Origin of the sequence: Myroides pelagicus (genome assembly GCF_009711055.1) — a bacterium.
In the GTDB taxonomy this organism is placed as follows: domain Bacteria; phylum Bacteroidota; class Bacteroidia; order Flavobacteriales; family Flavobacteriaceae; genus Flavobacterium; species Flavobacterium pelagicum.
In genome coordinates this window covers 1-16,550 of record NZ_WMJY01000011.1, presented here as the reverse complement: position 1 = coordinate 16,550, position 16,550 = coordinate 1, and the positions used below count along the sequence as shown (strand labels likewise).

Below are 16,550 nucleotides of genomic sequence, written 5' to 3'. Positions count from 1 at the left end.
CCTTTATAGATTAAATAAAAGCCTTTTTAGTTTGTATTCCAATAGCTTATTCAGATAACATAGCCATATAAGGGTCTGTTATACTCGTTTTTTCATTTTCTAAATGTCCAGCATAATGTTGTAAATAATTTAAGTCTCCTTCAATTGTAATCATAACATCGTACCATCCTTTAAACTTAGTATAATCAAGAACAACCTCTTCAACACTTGAGGGTGCTAATGTAAGTTTCTCTTTTATCTTCTTATATAAAGGATCCTCTAATAAAACATTACAACTGTGATTCCCTTTATTCTCTAAACGTATTTGAATCTGTTCATCAGGTAATACCTCAAAAAACAAGTCTAAATCAACATGTTTTTTAGTTCCCATAAACCTTCTATAAAAACCATTAGAACTATGTACAGATAGATCATAAACACCCTCGGTAAACTCCACTATTTTCCAATCATACGAAATAGACTCTTGCTCTCTTACAGCAAAATTCCAATTACGCCCAACTTCATTTTCATAGGGAGTATTACTGTAAACCTGAAAAGGAGCACTATATATCTTATTCTTTAATCCATTAGGTTTAACATCAAATACCAATTGAATGCCCGCGTCTGAAATCACAGCATTAACATTCGAATGGTATGGTAAGGCACAGGCTTTCTTTACACCTTTTTCTTGTTTAGGAAAATTTGCTTCTTTTACCCAAGCTTCGCTATTCTTACGATTATGAGACGTAAATTCTGCAAAGCCACCTGGGGCTACTTTTCCCTTTGCACCTAAAATACGAGCTATATATTCATCTCGATTAACATATGGTAATGATACGTGCTTTAAATCATCCGCTTGATGAAAAGCGGATGTTAAGTTTCCACATACCTCTCTCCTCCAGTCAGAAATATTTGTTTCTATTACTTTTTTACCAAACTTCTTTTCTATAAAATACTCTAAAAACTGAAGGTTTGATGTTAAATCACATACTTCTGAGTTAACCCAACCTCCTTTACTCCACGGAGAAGCTATAATCATCGGTACGCGATAACCTAAACCTATAGGACTACTTAATTCGCTTTTTTCATCACCTGTTCGTTTACGTTCTTGTTGCTTTGTTATCCACTCCGCTTGTGTATCCATACCAGCAGGTACTTTTCCTTGGTTAGTATCCGTTGACAAAGGTGGTACAAATGGAGGTATATGATCAAAATAACCATCATTTTCATCATAAGTCAAAACAAAGATTGTCTTTTTCCAAACGTTAGGATTCTGTGTAAGAATATTCAATACTTCAGAAACATACCATGCTCCGAACCAAGCCGCCGAAGGATGGTCCGAGAAATTCTGAGGAGCAACTAGCCAACTAACAGTAGGTAATTTATCATTCTTCACATCTTCACGAAAACGGTGAAATATGTCTCCTTTAGGTACGTTAACTTTTTTCTTCACACCATACTCTTCATACTCCATTTCGGTCAAATGATGATAATTAGGATCTTGCGTATTAGTTGTGAAGGCTTTTTGATGAATTGAACGATCAAAATCAGTAAGGTCTGCTAGTGATTTATCTCCATACTTTTCTAATAAAGGTTGAATGAATTTTAGTTTTTTCTGTATTTGTTGATGTCTCTCCTCTGTAATACTTCCATATTCTAATTCATCGTTTAATTCTTTAAACTCCTCTTTCAAATGGTTGATAAAAGGTTCGTGATACCAAACATTGTATTGTTTATAAAACTCTAAATTATTATCTGTAAAATTAGCCAACCAGCTTTCTTCCTCTCCTGATAAACCAACAGGTAAGCTTAACTCATTTTGATAAACACACCATGATACACCTGCTTTTTCTAGTAACTCTGGATAAGTACGCCAACTCACATCTTTGTAATTGATTTGACTATTATCTACACAAGCTGTAGAATCAGGGTTGTGCGGTTCTTCTCTAATAGCACCAGCCCAAAAGAAGGAACGATTAGCACTCGTTCCTGTTAGAGATGAACAAAAGTGCTGATCACAAACAGTAAAAGCATCGGCTAAAGCATAATAAAAAGGGATATCTTGACGTGTATAATATCCCATTGTCAGAGGTATATCTTTATACTTTTTATTCCCTGGTTGCTTTGCAAAGAGCCATTTATTCATTTGCCCATCATTCCGAGCTTCCACCATATCCCTCCAACTATGTGGCAAATCTCCTAACCAGGTTACATTTGTATTCTCAATATCCAAACGAAAGGGACCAAATACTTTCTTCTTCCCATCTTCTTGAAACCAAACAGGTAAACCATTTGCCATCTTCAAGGCTCTAGGATCATTAAATCCCCTAACTCCACTTAAAGTACCAAAACAGTGATCAAATGATCTGTTTTCTTGCATAAGAAAAACAATATGTTCTGCATCTAAAAACGTAGACCCAGTATCTGCTTGTATCTCTAATGCACGTTGAATAGATGCAGGAAACGCAGTTGCAAAACTTAATCCCCCTGCAAATAAACTTATGTTTTTTATAAATTCTCTTCTATTTGACTCCATTTTTAATTGTGTTTACTACAAAAATCGTTTAAAATTACTAGCTGTGTTTTAAGTAGATATTAAATTTAATGACAAAAAATAACGCCATAGAGTAATTAATACTCTAGGCGTCATTTTATTATACATTCGCAAATTTACTTTAACCACCAAACACTACCTCTAATATTATCATCTCCTCCGAACTGACGTTGAAGTGCTTCTTTTAAATTATTTCCATTTCTATTATATTCAGTATTTGGATATAACCAACGAGTCGGTGCTGTCACACCTTCTTGAATCTTTAACTTAGGAAAACCCGTTCGCAAGTAGTCATAATAAGCTGTCCAACCTGATTGATGAAACATCATAATGTATTTCTGTGTCAGTATTTGCTCTAACTCTATGTTAATATCGCCTCCTTTAAAAGCAACTTTCTCACCTACGAGATATTGCTTAACAGCATCTAAAGAACAATAACTTCCTAACTGTTTAGCATTCTTTTCATAAAAAGAAAAACTTGCCTTTATTCCCCTTTCATAAAACCCTTTTGTATCTCCACTTATCCAACCTCTAGCACTAGCTTCAGCTAAAATAAATTGTAACTCAGCATAACTTAAAATAAAATTAGGCTCTGTTGTAGGATCCGCATAATAACGACTATTTATCTTAGATATATTTTTTGTTTGTACTAATTTCTCATTCTCTGCATAAGGCACTATTGGGTCTCCTCCATTATAACTATCAAAATCACTAACAGGTCTTCCTTCTTCTAAAGCCTTTGCAGTCTGTTGAGCATAAATAAATAACCTCGGATCTTTCAACTCTTGTAATAAGTCAACAAAAGTTGATGACATATACATACTTGAACCGTATGAGCTTGAATTAAACTGAGGGTATCTACTTCCTGCCACATCATAAAACTTCAATTGCCCATTATCTAAATTACTCTCCATCAACACTTCCCCTTGATAGATACCTTTAAACTTTTGTGCAATTGCCATTCCTTTGACATTTTCTTTATTTGATAATGACATCAAAACTTTCAGTTTAAAAGAACTAATCAATTTTTTCCACCTTGTTAAATCACCTTCATAGATTATATCCCCTTTAATAATATCAGATGTATCTAGTTTTGCGCTTGCTAACTCTAGTTCTCTTAGAATACCATCAAATACTTCTTCTTGCGTATCGTATTTAGGAAATTGTATATCCTGCTCTCCTTTTAAAGATTCTGAGAAAGGAATATCACCAAAAGTTAATGTTAAGTCATAATACATTTTTGCCTTTAAGAAATGTCCCAATGCAACATAAGCTTCTTCGCCCCTTGACTCTGCTTGTTCCATCATTTTTTGAATTTCAACTAACTTCTCATATTTATCAAAGCTTCCACTGGTCCACTTAAAAAACTGATATGCATTCTCTCCATCTGTCATAATAATCATTCGTGAAGCATATTCTTTTGATATCCCTGGCATAGCAAAGGCACTTCGTTCTACATTTGTTAAAAGTAAATACGGCTCTGCATCCTTGATATTATTTGGATTCTCATTTAATTTATCCAAATCTTGACAACCTACTAAAGTGCTGATTGCACTAAGTAGAAGTATTGCTTTCTTATATATTTTCATAGATTGTTAAAATTTAATATTTAGTCCTAAACCTATCCAACGTGTAGCAGGATCCTGAATATCGTTACTTCCTCCTGTACTATAATCAGGATCTGAATATAATCCTTTAGACTTTTTCCACATTAATAAGTTATATCCTGTTAAAGTAGCTGACAAATGAGACACTCTCTTAGATTTCAATTTATCTGTAAAATCATAAGTCAACGCTAATGAACGTAATTTGAAATATGTTCTGTCAAACATATTTGCAAACGTTTTATTCTCATCTTCTGTAACACGTGCTCTATATGGGTAATTTTGTGCCCAACTTTGCCAACTCACTGTTCCTGTATGATCTTGGAATACACGTGTATCAGATATTACATTTCCATTGATATCTGTTTTAAGTTCACCAGAAACAATATTTACTCCATCAGGAACAAAAACAGGGTTGCCTGAAGCATATTCAGCATCTCTGTACATTACAGAATTAGGGTGTTTTCCTCCCCACCACATTTTTTCAACTACTTCAGAGCGCATGATACCACCCCATATACCATCGATAGACATATTCATTGCCCAATTCTTATATTTTAAGCTATTGTTCCAGCCCAACACCCATTTTGGATCCATATGTCCGATATATCTTTTATGAGGATCTCTAGTAGGCATACCTGTAGTCTTATCTAAAATCACCTTTCCATCAGGAGACTTCATCCATACATCACCGTAGTAAGCATCTGCTCGATCATTTAAATGTAGATTTCCATACTTTTCTCCATCATTATAAATCTTAGTCAATTTCTTTTCTCTCATACTCCAGTTTACTGTTGACTTCCATTTAAAATCATTATTATCAATTACTACTCCTGATAAACTTACTTCTACCCCATTTGTCGTATATTCATTTCCATTAACTAGCATATTTTTAAAACCTGATGCTTCAGATATAGGATATTCAATCAAAAAGTTCGAATCAACTACTCGATAATATGTTAGATCTAAACCTAGACGCTTTTTAAATAACGAAGTAGCTACCCCTAATTCAAAAGAATTAGATTTTTCTGGTAGTAAATTAGGATTCAATATAGAATTAGGATATTCAACCATTTGATTTCCATTAAATGCAGGAGTCACAGGTGAATATGTTGCTTGTAGTAGATAAGGATCCAAGTCACTTGATACCTGAGCCCAAGAAGAATATAGTTTTAAATAATCAAAAGATTCTGGTAAAGTAATCAAGTTTGACAACAAGACACTTAAAGATGTAGAAGGGTAGAAATATGACCTATTAGATTTTGCCATTGATGAAGACCAATCATTTCTACCTGAAAAGCTAAGAAAAAATGCATTATAAAAGTCAAATTCTACAGATCCATAAACACTATTTACAGCTTTTTTAACCACCTTATTTCTTGCAGAAACTGGACCTGTGGAATTTCCTAAGTTATAAACTCCCGGAACAGTCAAACCATCTGTCGCAGCAAAATCTTCATTAAACTGATAATATCTAGAAGATGCACCTGCATTTACACTCATTCCTATATTATCAGTTATAAATTTGGTATACATTGCTAAAAAATCATATTCTATATCTAAACGATCAGTTGCTGTATAATTATACCCTCCTTCTCTAGGTGCACTATAGTTAAAATACGATTTCGGACTTTGTACTTCTGTCTTGTTTTTAGTCACAATACCAGATGTACGACCCTGAAGTACCAAGTCGTCATTTACTTCATAGGACAACTGTAATTGTCCATTTACTACATCTTTATTCCATATATTTTTAAAGTTCGATGTACCGAACCAAGGATTATTATACCAAGCATAATTCCAGTTTGCTTGTCGATATCCTTCCATTCCTGGTACCCAATGATTGTTTTTCAAATCTTTACCATTGACATCATGACCCATCCATATCAATATAGTATACATATGTCCACTAGGGTTGTAATTATAATTTGGAACATTAGGTGAATAAACTTTATTGTATGCTAATTTAGAATCTAGCGTTAACTTGTCAGTTATTTTTGTTGTAGATTTAAAACTTAGATTTCCTCTATACATACTAGAACTAGGTACTCTATCCTTATTATAAGTAAATTCTCCACCTATACGGTACGACCCTCTTTCACCTTTATCTGTAACGCTAAAACTTGTTTTTGAAATTACAGCTGTACCTAAAAACTCTTTTAAATTATCATGATACTCCCAAGGTAGTGCAACGCGTTCATATCTAGACTTATCATTATATTTTGTTCCTTCCACATTACCATACCACTGTATCGTCTCTCCTGTAACCTTATCGCGAATAGGACTATTCCATTGAGGAATTAATAATCCTGTTCCCAACTTTGGCCCCCAGTTCATATCGCCATCACTTATTCCTCCATCTTTTCCATCCCAAAACTCATATTTACCATTAGATCCATTTCCATATGATGTTTGTGTCTCTGGATAAACTAAAAAACCTGCTGACATCATAGTGTTTTGAGAAACTGAAACCTCAACTCCTTCTGCTTTTGCTCCTTTAGTCGTTATAAGTATTGCACCATTTCGCCCTCTAGAACCATACAATACCGATGCAGAAGTCCCTTTAAGAACATTTATATCTGCTATATCTTCAGCTGAAACATCGAAAAAATCAGTACTCACTGGCATACCATCAATTACAACTAGTGGTTGCTTTCCCCTAAGTGAAAATTTTGGTGACTGTAACATTCCTGGAGGATTTGAAACTTCTAGACCTGCTACTTTTCCTGTCAGCATATTACCTACATTGGGAGTAGCTACTTCCTGTATAATTGCTGGATCAACACTCTGTGTGGAATAACCAATTTTCTTCTCTTCTTTTGTAATACCCAATGCAGTAATTACCAATTCATCTAAAGAAGTATTATCAGGCTTTAAATAAATTTTAGCTTCTGAATTTCCTTGAACTTTATATTCCTGTGTTACATAACCTATAAAAGAAACTAATAATGTCTCTTTGTCAGTAACCTCCAAACTAAAATCTCCTCCTAAGTCTGAGCTGGTTACAAGTCCGGATTCTTTTATCTGTATAGTTGCTCCTGGTAAACTAATACCCTGATCATCTAATACTTTTCCTTTAATAATACGTTTATTTTGTGCCCATGTAGTTAAGCTACTGACAATCAAAACAAAACTTAAAATAAATAGTTTTTTAGCCATTATATAATTGATTTTAACTTCAACAAAAATGACAATTATTGACCTATATTGTTTTAAGAGAATATTAAGTATAATTAAATATATATTAACTTTTTGTTTTAAAAATAATTAATTGATAACAATTGAATAACAGAGTTACAACTAACAGAAAACACTGATATTACGCATTTTACAAGATCTATTCATTAAGAATTGCTCTTATCTGATGTTGCAGTATTGGAATTACTTCTTGTTCAAACCACTTATTTTTCGCTTTCCAAATATTGTTTCGAGGTGACGGGTGTGGTAATGGAAAGTACATAGGTAGATACTTTTCAAATGAATATACATTTTCAGTTAATGTCGTATTTGACTTTAGATAATAGTCCTGTGCGTATTTGCCAATTAACAAAACCAGTTTGACAGAAGTTAATTGCTCGAGCAATAGAGGGTGCCAAGTTGGTGCACATATTTTTTTAGGAGGTAAATCTCCTGACTTCCCTTTCCCAGGATAGCAAAAGCCCATAGGAACAATAGAAAAATTATCTGTATTGTAAAACTCCTCTTGCGTGACACCTAACCAATATCGCAATTGGTCACCACTCTTATCATTAAAAGGAATACCTGTTAAATGAACTTTAAGACCAGGAGCTTGTCCTATGATAATTATTTTAGAATTTACACCAGTCAATACAATAGGATTAGCTCCTAATGGAAGCTCCTGTTCACAAAGTTTACATGCTCTTATATTTGACAATACGTGTTCAAACTCCTTCATACAACGATGATTTATGATTCTTTCAAATATTTGTAAGGTGTAATTCCAGCCAATCTTTTAAACAACTCTATAAAGGCACTATCCGATGAAAATTTCAACTCATCCGCGACTTCACTAATAGACATCCCTTCAGATATAAGCTCTAGAGATCGGCAAAATTTCCACTGCAGACGCCATTCCTGATATACCATTCCTGTCTCTTTTTTAAATATTCGGGAAATTGTTTTCTCACATGCTCCAACTTCCATTGTCAAATCTTTTAAAAAAGGAGGAATACGCTTTTGTATGACTATTTGCTCTATAACCATTTTTAATCGAGAATCTCTAGGAAATTTTAAATGGTAATCTTCTTCAACAGCAACAGACACTTCATTCTTAAACACAGTCAATAAAGCTTCTTGGTCCTCCGAATAAGTAGTCCAGTCCCAAAAACAAATTCGCTCTAATAGTTGTTCTAATAATGGATTAACTGATAAAACCTTAATTGCACCTTCTCTCCAAATTGCCTCGGCTTCCTTAAAATACACTGAACGATATGCTACAACATTTCTAAAAAACACACGATGTGAAATTCCTGCTGGAATAAATAACATGCGATTTGGTGGTAAAACAACTTGAATCTCTTCGGTTAATAAAGTCATACACCCCCTAGGAGCATATAACAACTGATGATGTGCTTTATGCAGATGAAAGCCAGAGTCGTGTTGAACTAAATCAGAAGCTAGTCCGATAACAGATAAATCTATGTTATCTAAATGAAAAGATTGTTTCGAATGCAAATAAGCCATCTGTCCGTAAATTAATATTTATTGTTTTTATAGTATTATAAAGATAACCCTAATTGACGAGACCTTTGTGAAAAAATTAAATAATCAATGAAAACTAGAAACAACCTTTCCTTAATGGTCATATTAATGATGTTTCCACAATTCGTCGAAACCATCTATAGTCCCGCACTTGTACATCTAGCTGCATCTTTTAAGGTTACACAAGAAAGGGCCCTACTAACTATTAGTATTTACTTTACAGCTTTTGCCCTAGGGGTCATTTTTTGGGGAATTGTAAGTGACTATATAGGCAGAAAAAAAGCAATGTTATATGGTATCATCACTTATACATTAGCATCCATTTTAGCATTATTTGCTACAAATTTTCAAACAATATTGTTCGCTAGATTTGTGGCTGCTATAGGGATATCCGTAGGGTCAGTCATCACGCAAACCATGATGAGAGATAGTTACACTGGAATAAAACTAGCTAAAGTATATTCAGTGATGGGAATTGCTCTTTCAATAAGCCCTGTAATTGGTTTATTAACTGGAGGAATATTAGCAAATCACTATGGGTACATAGGAGTTTTCACAACATTAACCATATTGGGAATTCTCCTACTTTTTTACTCGGCTTTATTTTTACGTGAAACTAAACAAGACACCACTAAGATAAGTCTTAAAATACTCACATTAACTGCGAAAAAAATCTACAACGACTTTATGATTATAAAATATGCTATTTTAGTAATGTCTTTCAACGTGTTACTTTTTAGTTATTATTCCTTTGCTCCCTTTATCTTTGAGGAAAAAGGACTTAACCCCACATTGTATGGCTATAGTGGAATTTTCCTTGCGATTGGATCGTTCATCGGAAGTACCGTAAATAAAAAATTGTTAGATAAAGACTTTCATCCAATTACATTAATTAAACTATCCGCTATTATAGCGCTTGGTTGTGCTTTTATAATGTCTATCATAGGCAACCATTTACTTTTTTTAATACCAATGCTATTTATTGTATCCTCTTTTGGAATAGCTATTCCAAACATACTAAGTCAAGCTTTACAGCAATATAAATCATCTATTGGTACTGCTAGTGCACTATTCGGATTATTGTACTACTTATTAATAAGTTTAGGTCTATATATAAGTAGTTTATTGCCCTCGATCAGTTATGTTATGATTGTATTCTCAAGTATCGCTATAATCACAGTCTTTAATATACCTAAAAGAAAAAGCTCCTTGTAACCCACCATCTATTATTACTAATCTAAAGATAACGTTGTTTGCTACCTTTTTAATCCTATTGCATTTACAAAGTACACCCGTATTCCCAATTATCTTGGAATAAATCAAAGCTCATATCTTTCTTATTAATACAAATCAAGCCTACAGTCAAATCCAAAAAAAGCAAACTCCCTACAATTTTGGTTTGTAGTTGAAAGGGTAATGTTACAAATATGATCGGGGTATGGTCGGGATATTTTTAGGGTAAATATCCCGACCATTACAGATACGAGAAAAAAACTAAAAAAAATTTCCATTTCTACAGAAAGTTAAGGAAGTTTTAATAAGCGAAGTTCATTTAATAATGGTTACAGAGCATTTTATACCCCATAAATTCGACAAGGTAGTATGATATACAACTCAATCAACTAAAGTTACAACTATAGACCTGGCTTCAATTATTCCTTCCTTTTAACATAGCCTATTCCTCGAGATGCAGGCCAAACCTCTTCAAATCCAAATTGTTCATATAGCTTGTATGCTTTACCATCTGCTATTAGGTTAACATAACATGAATGAGGCAAATGATCTTCAACAAAGGACATCAAGTGACTCATAATCATTTTACCAATTCCTTGTCCTTGTCCTTGATATTCAGGTAAAACACATATATCAACTACCTGACAATGACAACCTCCATCTCCAACTAATCTACCCATTCCTATAAATTTATTGTCTTTTGTTTTGTCTAAAATAGCTACACAATGTAGCGAATTAGCTAGACCAATGGTTGCAGCCATAAGAGTTTTCGCAGATAATCCACAAGTTACTCGCATATTTATATAATCTTCAGGAGCTATTTCATGAAAAACAATATATTCCATCTTTTTATTCCGTATTTTGGTTACTTATTATAACAAATATAGTATACCTAAAAGACAAACAATCGAGAACTATAGGCTAATGACATAAAAATAAAGTTATACCCAACAAAAAAAGACAGCTACTAAGCTGTCTTTTTAATTTATTTAGTTTCTTCTAAGTTAGTTTCACGATCTAATAATGAAAGTTCAACTTGTTCTACTGAGTTACGATACATTTTCAAAACTTTTCCTTCGTAATCACACAACTTGATAATGTCCCCCACTTTAACCTCATCACCAGGACACTCTTCACTGATCAAGCCTGCTAATGTATCATAGTGTTCACTCTCTTCAAACTTAATAGGCAATAGCCTGTTGATATCAGATAAGTTATAATGTGCACTCACAACATACTTTCCTTGTCCTAAACTCAATACTACAGGTTCTTCATTGTCATATTCATCTTGAATTTCACCTACAAGTTCCTCCAAAATATCTTCCATAGTAACAATCCCCGTAAACTCACCTACTTCATTTGTAGCAATAGCTACTTGTAAGTGTTTTGCCTGAAACTGCTTCATTACGTTTTTAATCAAGGCATTCTCAGAAATGTAAATCGGCTCTCTCAACAATCCTGCAATACTAGACTGATCAGGATCCTTCATCATCGCTTTCATTAAATCCTTTGTATAGATTACACCTTTAATGTTATCTAATGAATCGTCAAATACTGGATATCTCGAGTAACCTTCATTAATAGCATATTCAATAGCATCTTTGACCGATGTTTCAATATCAATAGCAGAAACATTCTTGCGAAGTGTTTGAATATTGTTGACACGACGATCGTCAAAGTCAAACACATTCTGAATAAGTAAGCGCTCAGTTTCTTCGATAGCTCCACCTTCTTGACTTTCAGTAATAATAACTTTTAATTCCTCTTCCGTATGAATATCAGAACCGTGGATTGGTGTAATACCAAATAAACGAAGTATACCGTTAGCTAAACCATTCATTAACCAAATCAACGGTCTAAATACAAAATAGAAAACACGCAACGGCAATGCAACTGTAAAAGTTGTCTTAGTTGGAAAGTGAATAGCCATTGATTTTGGAGCTAACTCACCAAACACAATATGTAGTATAGTTATTATAGCAAATGCTAAAGGAAATGATATACTTTTTGCTAGAGAAGCATACTCAGGACCTGTCATCCCAAAAACCTCAAATGCTTTATAAATTACAGGAGTTAAAGAACTCTCTCCTACCCAACCTAATCCTAATGACGCTAATGTAATTCCGAGCTGTGTTGCAGCCAAATAAGCGTCTAGATTGCTTACAATTCCCTTTGCTACACCTGCAACCTTAGAATTTAATTCTTGATGAACCTCTATTTGAGAGGTACGTACTTTAACAATAGCAAACTCAGCTGCTACGAAAAATCCATTTAGAAAAACTAAAAATAGTGTAAGTAATAATTTACTCACTGAAATCTCATGTTCCACAATGCCAACGCTAGTCAACATTGTGATGATCTGGGGGTATGTATCCATTTTTTTAAATTAAGAAGCCCTTGGTTAATCTCTTTTAAGGGCCCTAAAAAGCAGCCAATATCAATAGGCTCCATTTAGTAAGTCAAATGTAGTAATTAAATCAATATATACTAAAATTCTGTTAGCCTTTTTTTAGTCATAGCGAATACTATCACAAAAACAAAAAGTATTTCCACCTAAAATATCTTAATTAGATAACACTCTACAAACAATACACACATTTCATTAACAAAAACCCATTTACAAAGAATCTTTGTCAAAATGAAACGGTAATATATTAATTAATGAAGGTGAATAACGAACGACACCCTCTTCTCCCATAAAAAACATCTCTATTGGTGTATCTTGTTTCGTTTCATATTCTAATATACTTTGTCTGCAAGCACCACATGGAGGAATAGGCTGATTAGTTGTTTTTAAATCTGAAGCCGCAGTAATTGCAATCTTTAATATCTTTTTATCCGGATGAATAGCATTAGCATAAAAAATTGCTGTTCGCTCAGCACATAAACCAGAAGGATAAGCTGCATTTTCTTGATTTGATCCTTGTACAATAGTTCCATCTTCTAAAAGAATAGCAGCTCCTACTTTAAATTTTGAATAGGGAGCATAAGCACGTTTACGAATTTCAATTGCTTTATGCATCAAGTCTTGATCTTGTTGACATAATTCATTTATTGAATCATATTCAATAAATGTCGATACTAATTCTACCTTTTTCATAAACTGTAGTTGAATTATTTAGACAAAAAAATCCAAACACAATGTGTTGATTGCCGTTTGGATTGTATATACAAATATATTATTTTTTCTTAACCTTATTGATATGTTTTTCTACCCAAATCAAAAGTTAGTGATATACGTAATGTGTTTTCCAATGGATTATTAACTGATGATGTCGAGAACAAATACGACAAATCCACTGTTACCAAATTATACTTTACGCCCGCACCTAAAGTAGCAAACTGTCTAGCGCCTTTTTCTTTACTTTCATGAAAATACCCTGTACGAAAAGCAAAGCGATTGTCATACCAATATTCAGCACCCAAGGACCACATAACTTCTTTCATTTCTTCACTAAATCCTCCAGGAGCATCGCCAAAGGATTTAAACACTCCTTTAAACCAACCAATATCATTATACTTTAAATAAGCTTCATTATCTATTGGTGGGGTAGGAACCAATAGTTTTCCAACCTCTCCAGTCACAGTAACCGTACTATAAGGGTCTAATATAAAGTCAAAACCACCTCCTAGTTTCAATGAAGTAGGAATAAAAGATCCATTAGGTTGATCATCGTACTCTATTTTAGGACCAAGATTCTGAACATTAAATCCTGCACGCCAACGTCCGTCAAATCCACTAAAAGCAATAATATCCGATTCATAAAACCCCGAGACATCAACAGCCAAAGTACTTGCATTTGAGTTTCCTCCATCTCCTTCTGGATACTTTAAATTCGAATTAATAAACCTACCGACAATAGCCATAGCAAAACGATCGCTTAATTTCAAAGAATAAGATAAGTCAACCGAAAACTCGTTAGGCTTTCGCTGTATAGGTTGATCTCCATAATGCTGAAGCATATATATATCCCCCATTCCGAAATAACGTAAACTAGCCCCTACAGCACTACGTTCACTGTAACGATTATAATAAGTCAATTGTCCTAAAGACATTCCACTTGCTAGTTTTTCCATATAGGGAGTATAACTCATTGAAAAGGCCTGACTATTTTTTGCAAAGGCATATTTAGCTGGATTGTGCTGTTGAGAATATGCATCTGTCGAAGTTCCTACTCCCATATCTCCCATACCGGCAGACCTTGCATCTCCATTAATTGTCAAGAAAGGAACTCCTACAATAATTGGACGAATATCTTGTGCGAAAACACCTTGACCAAATAAAGCTGCTAATATAATAAGTGAAGTTTTTTTCATAAATTTTCATATAGTAAACAATACAAATATAGTTTTTTTTGCCTAATCCTATTAAAACTCATCTATCAATCTACAATAGCGGTCATCAACTATTAATTCTTACAAATAAGAAAAAAGCAGATCAGCTAACTATTTATTTGAACACCTAATATATAAATAAATGGTATAAACAGCTGTTCGCTAATCGAACTGTCTTTACAAAGCTCCTTTCCCAACAGTTACTACTAATTCATAAAGTCTTAATAAAACTAAAACAATAGCCTACTCAAAAAACACTAGCCTAAACACAAGAAATTCAGTACTGATTATACGATAAGTCACGAATTAAGATTATTTTGATATATATTTGCACTAAAATTGCTAAAGAGTACTTAAAAAATATTTTACCTTTAACCAAACAATAGATATCAATTATTCTCGTTATATAGCTAATAAGTTATATATGGAGAGATAATCTCAGAGAATATTTTTAAGTTATTCAAAGATATAACATTGCCAATTAAACGTTAATTAATAAATTGCGTAGAATTTTATGTCCATGATAAAAAAGATGAAAATTAATAAACTTTTAAATTTCCAAGTATTTGCAGGCTTAATTGTAGCTGCAAGTTTAGTGAGTTGTGGTAATTCCAACAACAATGTATCAACAGCTACAGGATGGAAAATCAACGATAGTAAGGGAGGCTTTCAATACAATACTAAGTATGTACAAAAGACACCTCATGGAATGGTACCTGTTGAAGGAGGGACATTTACCATGGGACGTGTTCAAGACGACATTATGGGAGATTGGAATAACAATCCAAAACAAATGTACGTACAATCTTTTTACATGGATGAAACTGAGACAACCAATCTTATGTACAACGAGTATCTTTATTGGTTAAGAACAGTTTACCCACAAGATAACGAAGTATATAGAGAAATCTACAAAAGTGCATTACCTGACACAACCGTTTGGAGAAGTAAATCAGGCTTCAACGAATCCCTAATTACTTCCTACCTTAGACATCCTGCGTATGCTAATTATCCAGTAGTTGGTGTAACATGGCTACAAGCAACTGATTACGCTAAATGGAGAACAGACCGTGTTAATGAATTAAATTTAGAACAAGCTGGTTTTCTTAAAAAAGACGCTAAGGTACAAGAAGCTTATGGAGAAGCTCATTTTAGCACTGAAACCTACTTACAAAGTCCTGAATCAGTATATGGTGGAAATAGCGATATTGTATTAAAGGGAAAAAACAATAAAGCAAATGAAGGTGACCGCAATTTATATGCAACACAAAACTACGGGCTTTTCATCTCTAAATTTAGACTTCCTACTGAAGCAGAATGGGAATATGCTGCTATCGGTCTTGTAGGAAAAAGAGAATATAACAACTACCAGGGAAAAGGAAAGTATCCTTGGGAGAAGACTAATAAAACAAAGAAAAGAGGCAGACCACAAGTCTTAAACACGAGATATGCCAACTACAAGCAAAGTAGAGGTGATTATGGAGGTATAGCTGGTTGGTCAACAGATAATGGTGATATCACAACACCAGTTAAATCATTCCCTGCTAATGACTTTGGTTTATATGACATGGCTGGTAACGTTGCAGAATGGGTAGCTGACATGTATGATCCTTTATTAGATCAAGAGGAAGCTGACTTAAACTTCTACAAAGGTTCAGTTTATTACAAAAATAAAATCGGTCCTGATGGTAAAGTAGTTATCGTCAATGATCAAAACATTAAGTTTGACACATTATCTACAGGAAAACTTAGGGTGCGTAATTTACCTGGTCAAGTAGCACAAGAGGAATTCGACATGTCTACTTTAAAGAATAATCCTTACACAGGTATTGTTAACAAAAAGGATCAATTACCTAAGAGTGATAAAATATCAAACCTATACGATGCTAAATCTCGCGTGATCAAAGGAGGATCTTGGAAAGATAGAGTATATTGGTTAGACCCTGCTACGAGAAGATATTATCCAGAAGATCAAGCTTCTGACTATATTGGATTCAGACTAGTAATGACTAAGGTCGGTCCTAAGTCTTCTAAACGAAAAACAAAGAATTAAAACTTGAATACTCAAAAAAGTCCTAATTATATTGAGGGCACTGAAAAAGTGAGCTAATTATGAGTTCTTC

General features: G+C 33.7%; 11 protein-coding genes. 2 read left to right on the top strand and 9 right to left on the bottom strand.

Annotated features, from left to right (window positions below; translation table 11 throughout):
* Nucleotides 1–46: 46 nt before the first annotated feature.
* The 5 genes from GJV77_RS06490 to GJV77_RS06470 form a co-directional block, all read right to left on the bottom strand.
* A complete protein-coding gene (locus tag GJV77_RS06490) occupies nt 47–2,515 on the bottom strand; it encodes a phosphocholine-specific phospholipase C (protein WP_155035570.1) in 2,469 nt (822 codons plus the stop codon).
* A 134-nt stretch (nt 2,516–2,649) separates the two neighbouring features.
* On the bottom strand, nt 2,650–4,122 hold the full coding sequence (locus tag GJV77_RS06485; protein ID WP_155035569.1) for a SusD/RagB family nutrient-binding outer membrane lipoprotein: 1,473 nt from the start codon (nt 4,120–4,122) through the stop codon (nt 2,650–2,652).
* 6 nt (nt 4,123–4,128) lie between these two features.
* A complete protein-coding gene (locus GJV77_RS06480) occupies nt 4,129–7,296 on the bottom strand; it encodes a SusC/RagA family TonB-linked outer membrane protein (protein WP_155035568.1) in 3,168 nt (1,055 codons plus the stop codon).
* A gap of 178 nt (nt 7,297–7,474) precedes the next feature.
* Entirely contained in the window at nt 7,475–8,053 is a 579-nt protein-coding gene (locus GJV77_RS06475) for a uracil-DNA glycosylase family protein (protein ID WP_155035567.1), read from the bottom strand.
* 11 nt (nt 8,054–8,064) lie between these two features.
* Complete coding sequence (locus GJV77_RS06470) at nt 8,065–8,841, bottom strand: AraC family transcriptional regulator (RefSeq protein ID WP_155035566.1); 777 nt, start codon at nt 8,839–8,841, stop codon at nt 8,065–8,067.
* 87 nt (nt 8,842–8,928) lie between these two features.
* Between GJV77_RS06470 and GJV77_RS06465 the strand changes: the two genes are divergently transcribed.
* A complete protein-coding gene (locus tag GJV77_RS06465; protein ID WP_155035565.1) occupies nt 8,929–10,074 on the top strand; it encodes a multidrug effflux MFS transporter in 1,146 nt (381 codons plus the stop codon).
* A gap of 437 nt (nt 10,075–10,511) precedes the next feature.
* Here the strand turns inward: GJV77_RS06465 and GJV77_RS06460 are convergent, their stop codons facing one another.
* The 4 genes from GJV77_RS06460 to porV form a co-directional block, all read right to left on the bottom strand.
* On the bottom strand, nt 10,512–10,937 hold the full coding sequence (locus GJV77_RS06460; protein ID WP_155035564.1) for a GNAT family N-acetyltransferase: 426 nt from the start codon (nt 10,935–10,937) through the stop codon (nt 10,512–10,514).
* A 140-nt stretch (nt 10,938–11,077) separates the two neighbouring features.
* The gene (locus GJV77_RS06455) at nt 11,078–12,469 is read right to left on the bottom strand and encodes a hemolysin family protein (protein ID WP_155035563.1); all 1,392 of its coding nucleotides are present in this window, start codon (nt 12,467–12,469) and stop codon (nt 11,078–11,080) included.
* Nucleotides 12,470–12,709: 240 nt separating this feature from the next.
* Nucleotides 12,710–13,192 carry a cytidine deaminase gene (gene cdd, locus GJV77_RS06450; RefSeq protein WP_155035562.1) on the bottom strand — a complete coding sequence of 161 codons (483 nt, stop codon included), beginning with the start codon at nt 13,190–13,192 and terminating at the stop codon, nt 12,710–12,712.
* Between the two features lie 95 nt (nt 13,193–13,287).
* Nucleotides 13,288–14,409, bottom strand: coding sequence for a type IX secretion system outer membrane channel protein PorV (gene porV / locus GJV77_RS06445; RefSeq protein WP_155035561.1), 1,122 nt, complete (start codon nt 14,407–14,409; stop codon nt 13,288–13,290).
* Between the two features lie 550 nt (nt 14,410–14,959).
* Here porV and gldJ point away from each other — a divergent pair.
* On the top strand, nt 14,960–16,480 hold the full coding sequence (gldJ, locus tag GJV77_RS06440; protein ID WP_155035560.1) for a gliding motility lipoprotein GldJ: 1,521 nt from the start codon (nt 14,960–14,962) through the stop codon (nt 16,478–16,480).
* The last annotated feature ends 70 nt before the right edge of the window (nt 16,481–16,550 follow it).